Annotated in this window: 14 protein-coding genes; 9 read left to right on the top strand and 5 right to left on the bottom strand. The window is 60.2% G+C overall.

Annotated elements, in window-relative coordinates:
- Positions 1-186 precede the first annotated feature (186 nt).
- From rarD to VY732_RS27175, 5 genes are all read right to left on the bottom strand, one after another.
- The gene (rarD, locus tag VY732_RS27195; protein WP_116028336.1) at positions 187-1,074 is read right to left on the bottom strand and encodes an EamA family transporter RarD; all 888 of its coding nucleotides are present in this window, start codon (positions 1,072-1,074) and stop codon (positions 187-189) included.
- 206 nt (positions 1,075-1,280) lie between these two features.
- Complete coding sequence (locus VY732_RS27190; protein WP_007910023.1) at positions 1,281-2,255, bottom strand: serine/threonine protein kinase; 975 nt, start codon at positions 2,253-2,255, stop codon at positions 1,281-1,283.
- A 165-nt stretch (positions 2,256-2,420) separates the two neighbouring features.
- The gene (locus VY732_RS27185; RefSeq protein ID WP_331692743.1) at positions 2,421-4,322 is read right to left on the bottom strand and encodes a PhoX family protein; all 1,902 of its coding nucleotides are present in this window, start codon (positions 4,320-4,322) and stop codon (positions 2,421-2,423) included.
- Positions 4,323-4,392: 70 nt separating this feature from the next.
- The gene (locus tag VY732_RS27180) at positions 4,393-5,157 is read right to left on the bottom strand and encodes a TOBE domain-containing protein (protein WP_331692741.1); all 765 of its coding nucleotides are present in this window, start codon (positions 5,155-5,157) and stop codon (positions 4,393-4,395) included.
- A gap of 184 nt (positions 5,158-5,341) precedes the next feature.
- On the bottom strand, positions 5,342-6,076 hold the full coding sequence (locus tag VY732_RS27175) for a ComF family protein (protein WP_331692739.1): 735 nt from the start codon (positions 6,074-6,076) through the stop codon (positions 5,342-5,344).
- Between the two features lie 91 nt (positions 6,077-6,167).
- Between VY732_RS27175 and bioB the strand changes: the two genes are divergently transcribed.
- The 9 genes from bioB to VY732_RS27130 all read left to right on the top strand — a co-directional run bounded on the left by bioB (position 6,168) and on the right by VY732_RS27130 (position 17,115).
- Entirely contained in the window at positions 6,168-7,223 is a 1,056-nt protein-coding gene (gene bioB / locus VY732_RS27170; protein ID WP_331692738.1) for a biotin synthase BioB, read from the top strand.
- 162 nt (positions 7,224-7,385) lie between these two features.
- The gene (bioF, locus tag VY732_RS27165; protein WP_137217376.1) at positions 7,386-8,564 is read left to right on the top strand and encodes an 8-amino-7-oxononanoate synthase; all 1,179 of its coding nucleotides are present in this window, start codon (positions 7,386-7,388) and stop codon (positions 8,562-8,564) included.
- Positions 8,557-9,288 carry an alpha/beta fold hydrolase gene (locus VY732_RS27160; protein WP_123594022.1) on the top strand — a complete coding sequence of 244 codons (732 nt, stop codon included), beginning with the start codon at positions 8,557-8,559 and terminating at the stop codon, positions 9,286-9,288. The genes bioF and VY732_RS27160 overlap by 8 nt, the downstream gene beginning before the upstream one ends.
- Positions 9,281-10,090 carry a malonyl-ACP O-methyltransferase BioC gene (gene bioC, locus VY732_RS27155; protein WP_331692735.1) on the top strand — a complete coding sequence of 270 codons (810 nt, stop codon included), beginning with the start codon at positions 9,281-9,283 and terminating at the stop codon, positions 10,088-10,090. The genes VY732_RS27160 and bioC overlap by 8 nt, the downstream gene beginning before the upstream one ends.
- Positions 10,087-10,767, top strand: coding sequence for a dethiobiotin synthase (gene bioD / locus VY732_RS27150; protein WP_108225152.1), 681 nt, complete (start codon positions 10,087-10,089; stop codon positions 10,765-10,767). Before bioC ends, bioD begins: the two co-directional genes overlap by 4 nt.
- 107 nt (positions 10,768-10,874) lie before the next feature.
- A complete protein-coding gene (locus VY732_RS27145; RefSeq protein ID WP_093429944.1) occupies positions 10,875-11,171 on the top strand; it encodes a pyrroloquinoline quinone biosynthesis protein PqqE in 297 nt (98 codons plus the stop codon).
- A 274-nt stretch (positions 11,172-11,445) separates the two neighbouring features.
- Positions 11,446-13,251 (top strand): phenylacyl-CoA dehydrogenase, encoded by a 1,806-nt coding sequence (locus VY732_RS27140; protein ID WP_331692731.1) that lies wholly within the window; start codon positions 11,446-11,448, stop codon positions 13,249-13,251.
- Between the two features lie 273 nt (positions 13,252-13,524).
- Complete coding sequence (locus VY732_RS27135; protein WP_077574792.1) at positions 13,525-15,627, top strand: cytochrome-c peroxidase; 2,103 nt, start codon at positions 13,525-13,527, stop codon at positions 15,625-15,627.
- 198 nt (positions 15,628-15,825) lie between these two features.
- The gene (locus VY732_RS27130) at positions 15,826-17,115 is read left to right on the top strand and encodes a GGDEF domain-containing protein (RefSeq protein WP_095050296.1); all 1,290 of its coding nucleotides are present in this window, start codon (positions 15,826-15,828) and stop codon (positions 17,113-17,115) included.
- The last annotated feature ends 22 nt before the right edge of the window (positions 17,116-17,137 follow it).

Below are 17,137 nucleotides of genomic sequence, written 5' to 3'. Positions count from 1 at the left end.
CTGTGGATAACCTGTAGAGACCGGGCGCAGCGTCAAGCCGGCCGGGGCTTGCGCGGAACTGATCAAAAAACCGCCAACATTCAGTGACTTGCGCACAAACGGCGGGGATCACGCTGTGGATAACCTTGGGAAGGAACGATGCAGGCCACGAGAACCGTGGCCTGCGAGGGTTTGTGCGTTTTTTGATCAGCTGCGCCGACGCAAACTGATCACCGCATCGACGCTGTAAACGGCCAGACCGGCCCAGATGAAGATAAACGCGACTAACGTGCTCGACGACAAGTGCTCTCCGAACAATAGCACCGCTTGCAACAGCACCAGGGTCGGCGCCAGGTATTGCAGGAAGCCGATCGTGGTGTACGGCAAGTGGCGCGTGGCGGCGTTGAAGCACACCAGCGGCACCAATGTCACCGGACCGGCCGCCACCAGCCACCAGGCTTGGGACGTGGTCCAGAACTCCGGTTGAGCACTGGTCGCGGTCTGGTTGAAGAGCAGCCAGGCAATCGCAATCGGCACCAGCATCCAGGTTTCCACCACCAGCCCCGGCAATGCCTTGACCGGCGCCTGTTTGCGGATGAGACCGTAGAAGCCGAACGTCAGCGCCAGCACCAGCGACACCCACGGCAGACTGCCGACCTGCCACACCTGTTGCGCCACGCCAACCGCCGCCAGAGCGACCGCGAGCCACTGCATCCGCCGCAAGCGTTCGCCGAGAATCAACATGCCCAACAGCACGTTGACCAACGGGTTGATGTAGTAACCGAGGCTTGCTTCCAGCATGCGTCCGTTGTTCACCGACCATACGTAGGTCAGCCAGTTGGCCGCAATCAGCGTGCCGCTCAGGGCCAGAATCGCCAGTCGCTTGGGATTGTCGAGCAATTCGCGCCACCAGCCCGGGTGTTTCCACACCATCAGCAACAGCGCACCGAACAGCGCCGACCACAGCACCCGATGGATGATGATCTCGACGGCCGGCACTTCGGCAATGGCTTTGAAGTAGATCGGGAACAGGCCCCAGATGATGTAGGCACTCAGGCCCAGAATGTACCCGCGACGCGGGTTGGCGGCTTGCATGCAGAATCCTTGCTTAGGCAGCTAACAAAGGAGGGATTGTAAGGAGGTTTGCCGGCGAGTGCCGTAGCACAATGGTCGGGAAATTGTGAACACCGAGCAAATGTCGGAGTGAGCCTGCTCGCGATCGCGGTCTGACATTTAACATTTACGTCGACTGACAAAGCGCTATCGCGAGCAGGCTCACTCCTACAAGGGGGAGGTGGTGATCAGAAAAGTTTCAGTGGCTCTTCATTCAGCGCGGACAGTTGCTCACGCAACGCCAACACCTGATCGCCCCAATAGCGTTCGGTGCCGAACCACGGAAAGCTGTGCGGGAACGCCGGGTCATCCCAGCGCCGCGCGAGCCAGGCGCTGTAGTGCATCAGGCGCAAGGCGCGCAGCGGTTCGATCAGTGCCAGTTCGCGCGGGTCGAAATCGTGGAACTCGTTGTAGCCATCCATCAATTCCGACAGCTGCCCGAGACATTCCTGGCGGTCGCCGGCGAGCATCATCCAGATGTCCTGCACCGCCGGGCCCATGCGGCAGTCGTCGAGGTCGACGATGTGGAACATTTCGTCGCGGCACATCATGTTGCCGGGGTGGCAGTCGCCGTGCATGCGGATGTTCTGGTGCGGTGTGTTGGCGTAAGCATCTTCCACGCGTTTAAGCAGGTCGCGGGCGACGGACTCGTAGGCCGGCAGCAGGCTTTTCGGAATGAAATTGCCTTCGAGCAAGGTGTTCAGCGAAGCGTGGCCGAAGTTCTGCACGGCAAGGGCTTCACGGTGTTCGAACGGCTTGGTTGCGCCGACCGCGTGAATCCGCCCGAGCAATTGGCCGAGGCGATACAGCTGATCAAGGTTGCCCGGCTCCGGCGCCCGACCGCCGCGACGCGGGAACAGCGTGAAGCGGAAACCGGCATGCTCGTGCAGGGTTTCGCCGTTGTGGATCAGCGGCGCCACCACCGGGATGTCGACGTCGGCCAGTTCGAAGGTGAACTTGTGTTCTTCGAGGATGGCTTCGTTGGTCCAGCGCTGCGGGCGGTAGAACTTGGCGATCAGCGGTTCGGAGTCTTCGATGCCGACCTGATAGACGCGGTTTTCGTAGCTGTTGAGCGCCAGAATGCGCGCATCACTGAGGAAACCGATGCTTTCAACGGCATCAAGGACGAGGTCGGGGGTGAGGGTTTCAAACGGGTGGGCCATGCTGACTCCTGCGCGCAGCAGGCTGCCGCGTCCGGCCCAGCATGGTAGCGCAGATGGCAGCGGGAGAGGTGGTTGGTGTCTGTGCTGACGCCATCGCTGGCAAGCCAGCTCCCACATTTGGAATGCGATCCCTGTGGGAGCGAGCCTGCTCGCGAAAGCGGTGTATCAGGCGCCGACGATCCCGCCATCCTCCCGAGTAATCGCCATCACCGAAGACCGCGGCTTGCCATTCGGCAAATGCTCAGGGAAGGTCGAACCGCCGTTCTCACCCGGATGCTGAATCCCGACAAACAGGGTTTTCTGATCCGGCGAGAAGCTGATCCCCGTTACCTCGCAACCAATCGGCCCGACCATGAACCGGCGAATCTCACCGGTCTTCGGATCGGCACAGAGCATCTGGTTGTTGCCCATCCCGGCAAAGTCGCCGGCGTTGCTCGAATCACCATCGGTGAGAATCCACAAACGCCCGGCCTTGTCGAAGCCCAAGCCATCCGGGCTGTTGAACATGTTCTGCGGGGTGATGTTCTTCGAGCCACCCTTCGGTGTCCCGGCATGCACACCCGGGTTGCCGGCGACCACAAACAGATCCCAGGCAAATGTCTTCGAAGCGTGATCGTCGCGGTCGGTGCGCCAGCGCAGGATCTGCCCGTAAACGTTCTTCTCGCGCGGGTTCGGCCCGCCCACCGGCTGGCCGTCCTCGCCGCGCTTGGCATTGTTGGTCAGGGTGCAATAGACCTGGCCGTCCTTCGGACTGACGACGATCCATTCCGGACGGTCCATGCGCGTTGCGCCAACGACACTGGCGGCGAGGCGTGCGTGGATCAGCACTTCGGCCTGATCGGCGAAACCGCTGCTGGCGTCGATGCCGTTTTTGCCGTGTGTCAGCTCGATCCACTGGCCCTGGCCTTTCGGGTGATCGGGGTTGCTGTCGCCGTTGTCGAATTTCGCCACGTACAGGGTGCCGTGGTCGAGGATGTCGCGGTTAGCCTTGGCGTTGCGGTGGTTGATGCGGTCGCGGCTGACGAATTTGTAGATGAATTCGCCACGCTCGTCGTCGCCCATGTACACCACGGCGCGACCGTCGTCGGTCTCGGCCAGTGCGGCGTTTTCATGCTTGAAGCGGCCCAGCGCGGTGCGTTTGACCGGGGTCGATTGCGGATCGAACGGATCGATCTCGACCACCCAGCCGTGACGGTTGAGTTCGTTGGGGTTCTTCGCCATGTCGAAGCGCGGGTCGTACGGGTGCCAGTTGATCTCGCGACTGGCGACCGAGACACCGTAGCGCTTCTGCGCCGGGTCGAACTGCTGCTGGGCGTTGCTGCTGCCGAAGCAGTCGGTGAAGTTTTCTTCACAGGTCAGATAGGTACCCCACGGCGTTTTACCGTTGGCGCAGTTCTGGAAGGTGCCGAGGACTTTTTTGCCGTGTTTGTCGGCAGCGGTTTTCATCAAGTCGTGACCGGCCGCTGGACCGCTGATGCGCAGCGGCGAGTTGCCGTGAATGCGGCGGTTGTAGCGCGAACCCTGAACGAACTGCCACTGACCGTTTTTGCGCTGCACTTCAATCACCGACACGCCTTCGCAGGCCAGTGCCTTGCGCACGTCTTCGGCCGATTGCGGCATGCCGCCGTGCGGGTAGAGGTAGCGGTAGTTGGTGTATTCGTTGTTGATCGCCATCAACGCGCGGTTGCGGTCGTCGGAGAAGGCGAACAGGCTCATGCCGTCGTTGTTGTCGCCGAACTGCACTTCCTGTGCGGCGGCGGTGCCGTTGCCGCTCGGGTCGAAGGCCGGACCGTTTTTCTGCAATGGCTGGCCCCAACTGATCAACACCGAAGACTTGTAGCCCTTGGGCAGCGTGATGACGTCGGTGGTCGCAGCGGGAATGCTCTCGAAACCGAGCAAGCGACTGTTGCCGGCGCTGACGCCGGTGGCCAGTGCGCTGCGGCTCAACAGACTACCGCCGAGGAACATTGCCGCGCCGCACAGTGCGCCTGCGCCGATGAAACCGCGACGGCTGAGGCCGACCATTTTTTCCAGGTCAGTGGATTGGTTTTCTTCTAATAGGCTCACATCAGGCTCCCTGCTTGGTTTTGGCAGCTACCTTAATGAGCGTCGATGACGCTTTCGTTGCAGCGCCGGATTACAGCGGCGTGCCGATCAGCACATTGGACGGCGAAAACTGCACCTGCACCGGTTGTTCGACCGTCAGCCCGCGAGTGCGCAACTCCAGCGGTTCCGCCAGCGCGCAGAGGGTATGGCCGTTGGGCAGGGTAATCCGCACTTCACTCGGGCCGTCCTCGGCGTCGAGAATCGCTTCGATGGTGCCCTTCAGAAGATTGTGACCAGACGTTGCAGATTGCTCGCTGCCGAGCAATTCCAGCCAGCCGGCCTTGATCAACGCGACCACTTCGGTGCCGGCTTGCAGCTCCAGATGCACGGTGCTCTCGTGGGTAATCTGGGCGTCGAGGCACAACCCTTCGGCCAGTTCGAGGCGGATCAGGTCATTGCGGCCCTGCGCCTCGATCGCCACGACTTTGCCGTGCAATTGATTACGCGCGCTGGTTCTGAGCATCAAGCGACCGAGCAGGTCGAGGTCGCTGGCATCTTCCGCTGCCTCCAGCACCTGCGCCTGCAAGGCCTGCAATTTTTGGTACAGACGCAAAACGCGCTCGCCTTCGCTGGAGAGTTTCGCGCCGCCGCCGCCCTTGCCACCGACGGCGCGCTCGACCAATGGTTTCTGCGCCAGGTTGTTCAGCTCATCGATGGCGTCCCACGCGGCTTTGTAGCTCAGGCCAGCGCTTTTCGCCGCGCGGGTGATCGAGCCCTGTTCGGCGATGTGTTGCAGCAGGGCGATACGCTGCGGACGGCGGACGATGTGCTGGGACAACAGGGAAGGCATGGACATGGATGGATGCTTTTTTGTGGCTGTGGCGTGGAAGTTGGCCGTTAGCGACGCGAGAGTCAAGTCGAGCCGAGATCCCTTGTAGGCCTTCGCCTGCTCGCGATTGCGGTGGATCAGTCAGCATAAATGTTGGCAATGATGACGCTATCGCGAGCAGGCTCACTCCTACAGGGGGGGTGTGTTGGCTTCAGCTTCCGGGTTTTGGCGTGCGCGCCAGACAATAGACATCGACCCGGGCGGCGCCAGCGTCCATCAATAGACGCGCAAGCGCCTGCGCAGTGGCGCCAGTGGTCAGCACATCATCAACCAGCGCCAGATGCCGGCCTTTCACCTGCGCATCCGGCATGAGGTTGAAAGCATTACGCAGATTGCGTTTACGCGCCTTGGCGTCGAGATCCTGCTGTGCGTCGGTCTCCTTGACTCGCCGCAGAACCTGTTCTTCGCACGGCAGATCCAGCGACTGACTCAACCAACGCGCCAACATCGACGCCTGGTTGAACCCCCGTTGGCGCAGACGCTTACCCGCCAGCGGCACCGGCAACAACGCATCGGGTCTTGGCAAACCTTCATCGAAGCGATGTTGCAGGTATTGCCCGAGAACGTCGGCGAGCAGGTGGCCAAACGGCCATTTTGCGTTGTGTTTAAAACGCGTAATCAAGCTGTCCACCGGGAAGCCATACGTCCACGGCACAACGACCTGTTCGAATGCCGGAGGCTCTAGCAGGCATTCACCACATGTCATGTCCGCCGCGGCCAAAGGCAAAGCGCAGGTGATGCACTGCTCGCCAAGCCAAGGCAGATCAGTTTCACAGGCCACACAAATTGGCATTTCTGCTTCTGCCGGCTCATCGCAAAGCAAGCAGGCCTGTACATTATTTAAACAGATGTAAACCTGTCCTTCGTATCGTGGTTGACAGCGCATGACTCTTCCTTAAATATGCCGAACATCCGTGTCGCGCCTGTGGGTATTCCGTTCCCGCAGCCGCCAGCCAAGCATAACCAAGGAATTACCCATGAGCGCGAGCACCACCGCCACCCTGCGTCACGACTGGTCTCTGGCCGAAGTCAAAGCACTCTTCGTACAGCCATTCAACGACTTGCTGTTCCAGGCGCAAACGGTGCACCGCGCACATTTCAACGCTAACCGCGTGCAGGTCTCGACCCTGCTGTCGATCAAGACTGGCGCCTGCCCGGAAGACTGTAAGTACTGCCCGCAGTCCGGTCACTACAACACCGGCCTTGAAAAAGAAAAGCTGATGGAAGTGCAGAAGGTCCTCGAAGAGGCGGCACGCGCCAAGTCCATCGGTTCGACGCGTTTCTGCATGGGCGCGGCGTGGAAACACCCGTCGGCCAAAGACATGCCGTACGTGCTGAAAATGGTCGAAGGCGTGAAAGCCATGGGCCTGGAAACCTGCATGACCCTGGGGCGTCTCGATCAGGATCAGACCGAAGCGCTGGCCAAGGCCGGCCTCGATTACTACAACCACAACCTCGACACGTCGCCGGAGTTTTACGGCAGCATCATCACCACCCGTACTTACAGCGAGCGCCTGCAAACCCTGGCCTATGTGCGTGAGTCGGGGATGAAAATCTGCTCCGGCGGCATTCTCGGCATGGGCGAGTCGCTGGATGACCGCGCCAACCTGCTGATCCAACTGGCCAACCTGCCGGAGCATCCGGAATCGGTGCCGATCAACATGCTGGTGAAGGTCGCGGGTACGCCTTTGGAAAACGCCGAAGACGTCGACCCGTTCGACTTCATCCGCATGCTCGCCGTGGCTCGCATCCTCATGCCGCAATCCCACGTGCGCCTGTCCGCCGGCCGCGAAGCGATGAATGAGCAGATGCAGGCTCTGGCGTTTTTTGCCGGTGCCAACTCGATTTTCTACGGCGACAAGCTGCTGACCACCGCCAACCCACAGGCGGACAAGGACATGCAACTGTTTGCGCGTCTGGGCATTCAGCCGGAAGCTCGTGAAGAACATTCCGATGAGGTTCACCAGGCCGCGATCGAGCAGGCATTGGTTGAGCAGAAGAGCAGCGAGCAGTTCTATAACGCCGCGGTGTAAAAACGTGCGCAAATTCCTCTGAAGGAATGCAAAACCCCTTGTGGGAGCGAGCCTGCTCGCGAAAGCGGTGCCTCAGTCGACATTGATGTTGGATGTGAAGGCCTATTCGCGAGCAGGCTCGCTCCCACATGGGATCTGTGTCACTTGAAAGTCGAGGCCTGCATGTCTTTCGATCTCGCCGCACGCCTTGCTGCCCGTCGTGCCGAAAACCTCTATCGCCAGCGCCCGCTGCTCGAGTCCCCGCAGGGGCCTGAAGTGGTGGTCGACGGCAAACCGCTGCTCGCGTTCTGCAATAACGATTATCTCGGTCTGGCCAATCATCCGCAGGTCATCGAAGCCTGGCGCGCCGGAGCTGAACGCTGGGGCGTCGGTGGCGGTGCATCGCATCTGGTGATCGGCCACAGCGGCCCGCATCACGCACTGGAAGAAGCATTGGCTGACCTCACCGGTCGCCCGCGTGCGTTGCTGTTCACCACCGGTTACATGGCCAATCTCGGCGCGGTCACTGCGCTGGTGGGGCAGGGCGATACGGTGCTGGAAGACCGCCTCAATCACGCTTCGTTATTGGACGCGGGCCTGTTGTCCGGCGCGCGTTTCAATCGCTATCTGCACAACGACGCGGTGAGTCTGGCCAAACGCCTGGAGAAAGCCACCGGCAATACGTTGGTGGTCACCGACGGTGTGTTCAGCATGGACGGCGACCTCGCTGACCTGCCGGCATTGGCTCGTGAAGCCAAGGCCAAAGGTGCATGGTTGATGGTTGATGACGCTCACGGTTTTGGGCCGCTCGGTGCGAATGGCGGCGGCATCGTCGAGCATTTTGGTTTGAGTCAGGAGGATGTGCCGGTGCTGGTCGGCACCCTCGGTAAAGCCTTCGGCACCGCTGGCGCATTCGTCGCGGGCAGCGAAGAGCTGATCGAAAGCCTGATTCAGTTCGCCCGTCCGTACATCTACACCACCAGCCAGCCACCGGCGCTGGCCTGCGCGACCCTGAAAAGTCTGGAGCTGCTGCGCACTGAACACTGGCGTCGTGAACATCTGCAGACGTTGATTCGCCAGTTCCGCCAGGGCGCCGAGCAGATCGGCCTGGAGCTGATGGACAGCTTTACGCCGATCCAGCCGATCATGATCGGTGATGCCGGGCGCGCGGTGCGGTTGTCGCAGATGTTGCGCGAGCGCGGACTGATGGTCACCGCGATTCGTCCGCCGACCGTGCCTGCGGGCAGCGCTCGCTTGCGCGTGACCCTGACCGCCGCCCACAGCGAAGCGCAGGTGCAGCTATTGTTAGAGGGACTGGCCGATTGCTTTGCCCAACTGTCGTCGGAGCCAAGCCATGCGTGATCGCCTGATTCTGCTGCCCGGCTGGGGCCTCGGCGTGTCGCCGATGGAGCCGCTGGCCGCCGCATTGCAAGGTCTTGATGAGCATCTGAAAGTCGACATCGAGCCGTTGCCGGAACTGGATTCCAGCGACCTGCAGGACTGGCTCGACGAACTTGATGAAAGCATTCCTCAGGACGTCTGGCTGGGTGGCTGGTCGTTGGGCGGCATGCTCGCGTCCGAGCTGGCGGCACGGCGTGGCGAGCGTTGCTGCGGTTTGCTGACGTTGGCGAGCAATCCTTCTTTCGTTGCCCATGAGCAGTGGCCGAACGCGATGCCCGGCGAAACTTTCGACGCGTTTCTTGCCGGTTGCCAGGCCGATCCGCGCACAACTCTCAAACGCTTCTCGCTGCTCTGTGCTCAAGGCGCGCAAGACCCGCGCGGCTTGTCGAGATTGCTGTTGGGCGGCGCGCCGAACACCGCGCCGGCGGCGCTGATGGCGGGACTGGAATTGCTCGCGCAACTGGACACCCGCGAAGCACTGCAAGCATTTCGCGGTCCGCAATTTCATCTGTTCGCCGGACAGGACGCTCTGGTCCCGGCGGAAGCGGCGGGGGCGTTATTCGCCCTGTTGCCGGATATCGAAATAGGTCTGATCGAACAGGCCTGTCATGCGTTTCTTCTGGAAGACCCCCACGGATTGGCGGGTGCTATCCAGGCTTTTCTACACGAGTGCGGTGATGACTGATTTGTCTCTTGTGCTGCCTGGCGGCTTGCCTGACAAACGTCAGGTCGCAGCCTCTTTCTCCCGCGCGGCGGCCAGTTACGACAGCGTCGCCGAGTTGCAACGTGATGTCGGTACACAGTTGATTGAGCGTTTGCCGCAGCAATTCGTGCCGGCGCGTTGGCTGGATCTGGGTTGTGGCACGGGTTATTTCACCCGCGCGTTGGCCTCGCGTTTCGCCGAGGGCCACGGTCTGGCGCTGGACATTGCCGAGGGCATGCTCAATCACGCGCGGCCATTGGGCGGTGCCGAGCATTTCATTGCTGGCGATGCAGAGCGGCTGCCACTGCAGGATTCGACCTGCGACCTGATTTTCTCCAGCCTCGCCGTGCAGTGGTGTGCGGATTTCGATGCGGTGCTCAGCGAAGCCTTTCGCGTGCTGAAACCGGGTGGGATTTTTGCGTTTGCTAGTCTTTGTGTAGGGACGCTGTTTGAGTTGCGCGACAGCTGGCGGCAGGTCGACGGGCTGGTGCACGTCAACCGCTTCCGCGAGTTCGCCCGCTATGAGCAGTTATGTGCGGTGAGTGGTTTACGCACGCTGAGTCTGGAGAATCAGCCTCACGTGCTGCATTACCCTGATGTGCGCAGTCTGACCCACGAATTGAAGGCATTGGGCGCGCACAATCTGAATCCGGGGCGGCCGGACGGTTTGACCGGGCGCGCGCGGATTCTCGGGTTGGTCGAAGCTTACGAGCAGTTCCGTCAGGCGTCGGGGTTGCCGGCGACTTATCAGGTGGTCTACGCCGTGTTGGAGAAACCCGTATGAGCGCAGCCTATTTCATCACCGGAACGGACACCGATGTCGGCAAGACCACCGTTGCCGCCGGGTTGCTGCATGCAGCTCGTTCGGCAGGGCTAAGTACGGCGGCGGGCAAACCGGTGGCGTCCGGGTGCGAAGTGACGCCGAAGGGATTGCGCAATGCCGATGCATTGGCGCTGTTGGCCGAATGTTCGCTGCCGCTGACTTATCAACAGGTCAATCCGGTGGCGTTCGAGCCGGCGATTGCTCCGCATCTGGCGGCGCGTGAAGCGGGTGTGGCCTTGACCGTGCAATCGCTGCTGGCGCCGATGCGCGAGATTCTGGCGATGAATGCCGATTTCACTCTGATCGAAGGCGCGGGCGGCTGGCGGGTGCCGTTGGCCGATCAGGATAATCTGTCGGATCTGGCGATTGCGCTGAAGCTGCCGGTCATTCTGGTGGTGGGTGTGCGATTGGGGTGCATCAGTCATGCTTTGCTGACGGCCGAGGCGATTGCCCGTGATGGCCTGCAATTGGCTGGATGGGTGGCGAATATCATCGATCCGAAGACTTCGCGGCTGGAAGAAAATCTCGCGACGTTGGCCGAGCGAATTCCGGCGCCGTGCCTCGGGCGCGTGCCTAAACTCAAGGCCTTGAGTGCAGAGGCGGTGGCCGATCATTTGCAACTGGATTTGCTCGACTAAGCTTTTCTCTATGGGCAGGCACTGTGCCATTAGTGTTTTTGACGGGTGTTTTTCTGACGCCTCTGCTTCAATGGCGTCATTGATCCTTCCCAAGGATGAGAACCGTTATGGAAATCTCCGGTAACACAGCTTTTTATGCAGGTCTCAGTTCGATTCAGAGCGGGCAGAACCGCGTCGATCAGGCTGCCAGCCAGATTGCCAACAACACCATCGAGCGTTCGGTCACCAGCCAGTCTTCGGAAGCGCAGGTCGATCGGCTGCGTGGTGTGGATCGCAGCCAGCAAATGGACCTGGGCAGCGACATGGTTCAAATGGCCCAAGGCAAATTTCAGGTGGAGCTGGGCGTGAAAGTCGCCAAGGCATCCGACGAAATGCTCGGCACGATCATCGATACGTTTGCCTGATTTTTCGCAATCTGCTTCATGAACGCCGCGCCTTGTCGCGGCGTTTTTCGTTGTAAGTCCTTCTCCCTCAACTAATCTTTTTTCAGCGCCCATGACTCGTTCGAGCTCATGGCGGTTTGCTGTGTCCGGTGTTTGAAAAATCTGATGACGAACGGCAAAAGATCGATGCTTGACAAGATTTCGGCGTAAACGTATGTTTCAAACAACTGTTTGACCGTCACAACAAATCAACACGGTCGTTCATTCCCGGTTACATCAGCAGAGGTTTATCGCTATGCCTGACTACAAGGCCCCCTTGCGTGATATTCGCTTCGTTCGTGACGAACTGCTCGGCTACGAAGCGCACTATCAGAGCCTTCCGGCTTGCGCAGACGCAACTCCGGACATGGTTGACGCCATTCTCGAAGAAGGCGCCAAGTTTTGTGAGCAGGTACTGGCACCGCTGAACCGCGTGGGCGACCTCGAAGGTTGCACCTGGAGCGAGTCCGGCGTGAAAACCCCGACGGGCTTCAAAGAGGCTTACAAGCAATTCGTTGAAGGCGGCTGGCCAAGCCTGGCGCACGACGTTGAGCACGGCGGCCAAGGCCTGCCGGAGTCGCTGGGTCTGGCCGTGAGCGAAATGGTTGGCGAAGCCAACTGGTCGTGGGGCATGTACCCAGGCCTGTCGCACGGCGCGATGAACACCATCTCCGAGCACGGCACCCCAGAGCAGCAAGAAGCCTATCTGACCAAACTGGTTTCCGGCGAATGGACCGGCACCATGTGCCTGACCGAACCGCACTGCGGCACCGACCTGGGCATGCTGCGCACCAAGGCCGAACCTCAGGCTGATGGTTCCTACAAAGTCTCTGGCACCAAGATCTTCATCTCGGCCGGCGAACACGACATGGCCGACAACATCGTCCACATCGTGCTGGCCCGCCTGCCGGACGCACCGGCTGGCACCAAAGGCATCTCGCTGTTCATCGTTCCAAAGTTCATGCCGAATGCTGATGGCACCGTCGGTGCACGCAACGCGGTGACCTGCGGTTCGCTGGAACACAAGATGGGCATCCACGGCAATGCCACCTGCGTGATGAACTTCGACGGTGCAACCGGTTACCTGATCGGCCCGGCGAACAAAGGCCTGAACTGCATGTTCACCTTTATGAACACCGCACGTCTGGGCACCGCGCTGCAAGGTCTGGCCCACGCCGAAATCGGTTTCCAGGGCGGCCTGAAATACGCTCGTGATCGTCTGCAAATGCGCTCCCTGACGGGCCCGAAAGCGCCGGACAAAGCTGCTGACCCGATCATCGTGCACCCGGATGTACGCCGCATGCTGTTGACCATGAAGGCGTTCGCCGAAGGCAACCGTGCGATGGTTTACTTCACCGCCAAACAGGTCGACATCGTCAAATACGGCGTCGATGAAGAAGAGAAAAAGAAAGCCGACGCACTGCTGGCCTTCATGACCCCGATCGCCAAAGCGTTCATGACCGAAGTCGGCTTCGAATCCGCTAACCACGGCGTACAGATCTACGGCGGCCACGGCTTCATCGCCGAGTGGGGCATGGAGCAGAACGTTCGCGACAGCCGCATTTCGATGCTGTACGAAGGCACCACCGGTATCCAGGCACTGGACCTGCTCGGCCGTAAAGTGCTGATGACGCAAGGCGAGGCCCTGAAAGGCTTCACCAAGATCGTTCACAAGTTCTGCCAGAACAACGAAGGCAACGAAGCCGTTGCAGAATTCGTTGCACCGCTCGCCGCGATCAACAAAGAATGGGGCGAGCTGACCATGAAGGTCGGTATGGCCGCCATGAAAGATCGCGAAGAAGTCGGCGCGGCTTCCGTGGACTACCTGATGTACTCCGGTTATGCCTGCCTGGCTTATTTCTGGGCCGACATGGCGCGTCTGGCTGCTGAAAAGCTGGCAGAAGGCAGCGGCGACGCTGCGTTCTACACCGCCAAGCTGCAAACCGCGCGTTTCTACTTCCAGCGCATCCTGCCGCGTACCCGTACTCACGTGGCCACTATGCTGTCGGGCGCCAACAACCTGATGGACATGAAAGAAGAAGACTTCGCACTGGGCTACTAAGCCTTAACGCGGTCTTTTGAAAAACCGCTGCGCCTTCGGGGGCAGCGGTTTTTTTTCGCGTTGAATTTGTCCCCAACTCTGGGGGGGAATCCCCAGCAGAAACGGTAAGCAGACAGCGCGCAGCCCTCGTGTTTATTGATTCAAAATGTTTCTCGAAAGGATGGCCAATTAATTGCACTGCGCAGATTAACCGGCGCTCACGAGAAATCCTGTGCTGTTCCACGACGCCTCTCGCCCGGCAAAACGCATAACAACAACGTCAGGGTGAAGCACATGAACATCTGCCGACTTGTCTGGTTAGCCTTTGCACTCGCCACTTTCAACACGATGGCCGCTACACCGGCCGAAGTCGATCCGCCCGTACCGGAAGTGCCAAGCCTGCAATCCTTGCGTGGCATGGTGCCGCCCGATCCCTCCGGAACCGAGGGCGGACGCAAGGTCGACCTGATGACCGACTACGTGCTCAACCGCTCCGCCGCGATCCTGCTGGGCAAGGCGTTGTTCTGGGACATGGAAGTCGGCAGCGATGGCGCCACGGCGTGCGCGTCCTGCCACTACCACGCGGGCGTCGATCACCGCATCACCAACCAGCTCAACCCCGGCCAGGCGCACACCAACGCCAACGTCGCCTCGATCTTCAACAAACCTTTCATTGCGTCAGATATCCCCGGTGATGTGGCGTCCTACGCGACGTTGTCCGGTGGTAAGGGCGGGCCGAACTACACGCTGAAGAAAACCGATTTCCCGACCCATGTGCTGAGCAACCCTTTGGAGCGCAACTCGCCGATTGTTTATTCGAGCGACGACGTCGTCGGCTCACAAGGCGTGTTCGACGCCAACTTCGTCAAACCCAATCAGCCACGTTTCGACAAATGCACGCAGCAGCCTGACGGCATCTTCCAGGTCGGCGGCATCAACGTACGCCGCAGCACCGGGCGTAATGCGCCGTCGGTGATCAACGCCGCGTTCAACGTGCGCAATTTCTGGGATGGTCGGGCCAATAACGTGTTCAACGGTTTTTCCCCGTTCGGTAATCGTGATCCGGATGCGGGCATTTACGTGACCAGCGAACGCAACACCGTGGCGACCAAAGTCAGACTCGCACTCAATGACGCGTCTGCCGCTTCGCAAGCCGTGGGCCCACCCGGCAGCGCGGTGGAAATGTCCTGCGGTGGTCGCACCTTCGCCGACATTGGCCGGCGCATGCTCGATCAGTTGATGCTCAAGCAACAGCGGATTTCCTCCAACGATTCCGTGCTCGCCCCCGTATCCGGCGCGCGACGTCCGACCTATCGCGAGCTGATCAAGAACGCCTTCCAGCCACGCCTGTGGAATGCCACGCAGAATGTGCTGGTGGGCGGTGCGCCGTATACGCAGATGGAGGCCAACTTCCCACTGTTCTTCGGTCTGGCGATTCAGATGTACGAAGCCACGCTGGTCTCCGATCAGGCCCCCATCGATGCTTACCTGCAAGGCGATTCAACCGCGATGAACGCGCAGCAGGTCCAAGGCATGAACCTGTTCCTCGGCAAAGGCAAATGTGTCAGCTGCCATGGCGGCCCGGAGTTGACCAACGCGGCCAGCCGCCTGCTGATGCATCCGCGTGAACGCATCGAACGCATGGTTATGGCCGATAACCTGACCACCCTCTACGACAACGGTTTCTACAACACCGGCGTGCGCCCGACCTCCGAGGATCTGGCGCTCGGTGGCTCGGATGCCTGGGGCAACCCATGGTCGTTCAGTCGTCAGTACAACAAGCTGTTGCAAGGCGGCAGCATTCCCGATCCGCTGGACGTCGACGTGTGCACCTTTGAAGCGCCACTCAGCGCAGCGATCCCTTGCGACGCCACGCTTAAACCCAACGTTGGCTTCCGCGATTCGGTCGATGGTGCTTTCAAAACCCCGACCCTGCGCAACATCGCGCTGACCGGGCCGTACTTCCACAACGGCAGCCGCGCCACGCTCAAACAAGTGATGGAATTCTACAACCGTGGCGGCGACCGCCGTGGCGAAGACGCCAACAACACCAGTGGCTTCGAGCACCCGGCGGCGAATCAGCACAATACGTCGAATCTCGATCCGGACATGACCAATCTCAACCTGACGCCGGATGAGATCGATGCACTGGTGAAATTCATGGAAGTCGGCCTCACCGATCCGCGCGTGGCCTGGGAGCGAGCGCCGTTCGATCATCCTTCGCTGGTCCTTCCGCAAGGCGAGATCGGCGATGAAAACGCCGTGACCCAGCGGCCGGCCAGTCCGAAAGTCACCACCCGGCAAGCGACGGACGCTTTGTTCTCGCTCAAGCCATACGGGGCCGAGGGACGGAGTTCGGCGGAAGGGCCGTTGTTGCCGTTCTACAACGATCTGTGAGGGATATTTTCAGGCCTGGCCATCAGTGATGGTGGCCAGCACGGCAAATCGGGCAAAAAACTTGGCAAATCGCTCAGATAGTCAGGTTTTCTGCCGTTAAAGAGACTGCGTGTGATCTGGATCACATTGTGTGTGCTTAACTGGCCACATTGCAGGCACAATGCCATCTCTTTGATATGACGGGTCGGAGCTTTACCCTTGCCGCGTTCTTCCGCTGTACGTTTCAGCCATTTCCTACCTTCACTGCTGTTGTTACTAGCGGGGTTGGCGGCTGCGTACGTCAAAGACCTCAGCGTGTTCTTCACTTCGCTGTTCAACGTGTTGCCGACCTTGGTGCTGTTGCTGGGCGGCGCGTATTGCGCGGTTTACCGACGTCAGCGCGAACTATTTCTGATGCTTACGGTGTACATCGCCTACTTCTTGCTCGATACCCAGACCGATTATTACCGCGACAACGGCAAGGTCCGCGAAGACGCTGCGGTGGTGTTCCACCTCGTCTGTTTGCTGCTGCCGTTGTTGTTTGGGCTGTTTGCGGCGTGGCAGGAGCGCACGCATCTGTTTCAGGACATGGTTGCGCGCTTCGCCGTGTTGCTGGCCTTTGGCAGTGTCGCGTTGGGCCTTGAGCAAAGTTATCCCCAGGCATTGCTGATGTGGCTCTCGGAAATCCGCTGGCCGGCGCTGCACGGCGCATGGATGAGCCTGATCCAGCTGTCCTATCCGGTGTTTATCTCGGCATTCCTGTTGCTCGCCTGGCAATACTGGCGCAACCCGCGCCCATTGCACGCGGCGCAACTGGTCGGCTTGCTCGGCGTGTTCTGGATGCTGCCGAAAACCTTCATCCTGCCGTTTACCTTGAACATCATGTGCAGTCAGGTGATGTTGATGATTGCCGCCGCCGTTGCGCACGAGGCTTATCAAATGGCCTTCCGCGACGAACTGACCGGTCTGCCGGGACGTCGTGCGCTCAACGAACGCATGCAGCGCTTGGGCCGCAATTATGTGCTGGCGATGAGCGACGTCGATCACTTCAAGAAATTCAACGACACCCACGGTCACGATGTCGGTGACCAGGTACTGCGTCTGGTCGCCAGCAAGCTGTCGAAAATCAGTGGTGGCGGTAGGGCGTATCGCTACGGTGGTGAGGAATTCGCCCTGGTGTTCGCAGGCAAAACCCTTGAGGAGTGCATGCCGCATCTTGAGGTGATCCGTGAGTCGATTGCTTCCTACAGCATTCAACTGCGCAATCAGGAAAACCGTCCGCAGGATGACCAGCAAGGTCGTCAGCGCCGGGCCGGTTCCGGTGCCTCTAGCGTTTCGGTGACGGTGAGCATCGGCGTCGCCGAGCGAGTGGAGCAGCGCAATCCGGAACAAGTGCTGAAATCCGCCGACGAAGCGCTCTACGCGGCTAAAGGCGCAGGACGTAACTGCGTTGTCGCATTCGGCCAGAACCGCCGCGGCGCGGTGCGCATGGACACGGCCGCAGGTTGAGTGATGACGGCGCATTCAGCGC

Origin of the sequence: Pseudomonas sp. ZY71, from assembly GCF_036542145.1 — a bacterium.
Classification (GTDB): domain Bacteria; phylum Pseudomonadota; class Gammaproteobacteria; order Pseudomonadales; family Pseudomonadaceae; genus Aquipseudomonas; species Aquipseudomonas koreensis_A.
The sequence above is the reverse complement of the archived record's forward strand: the minus strand, read 5'-3'. Positions and strand labels throughout refer to the sequence as shown.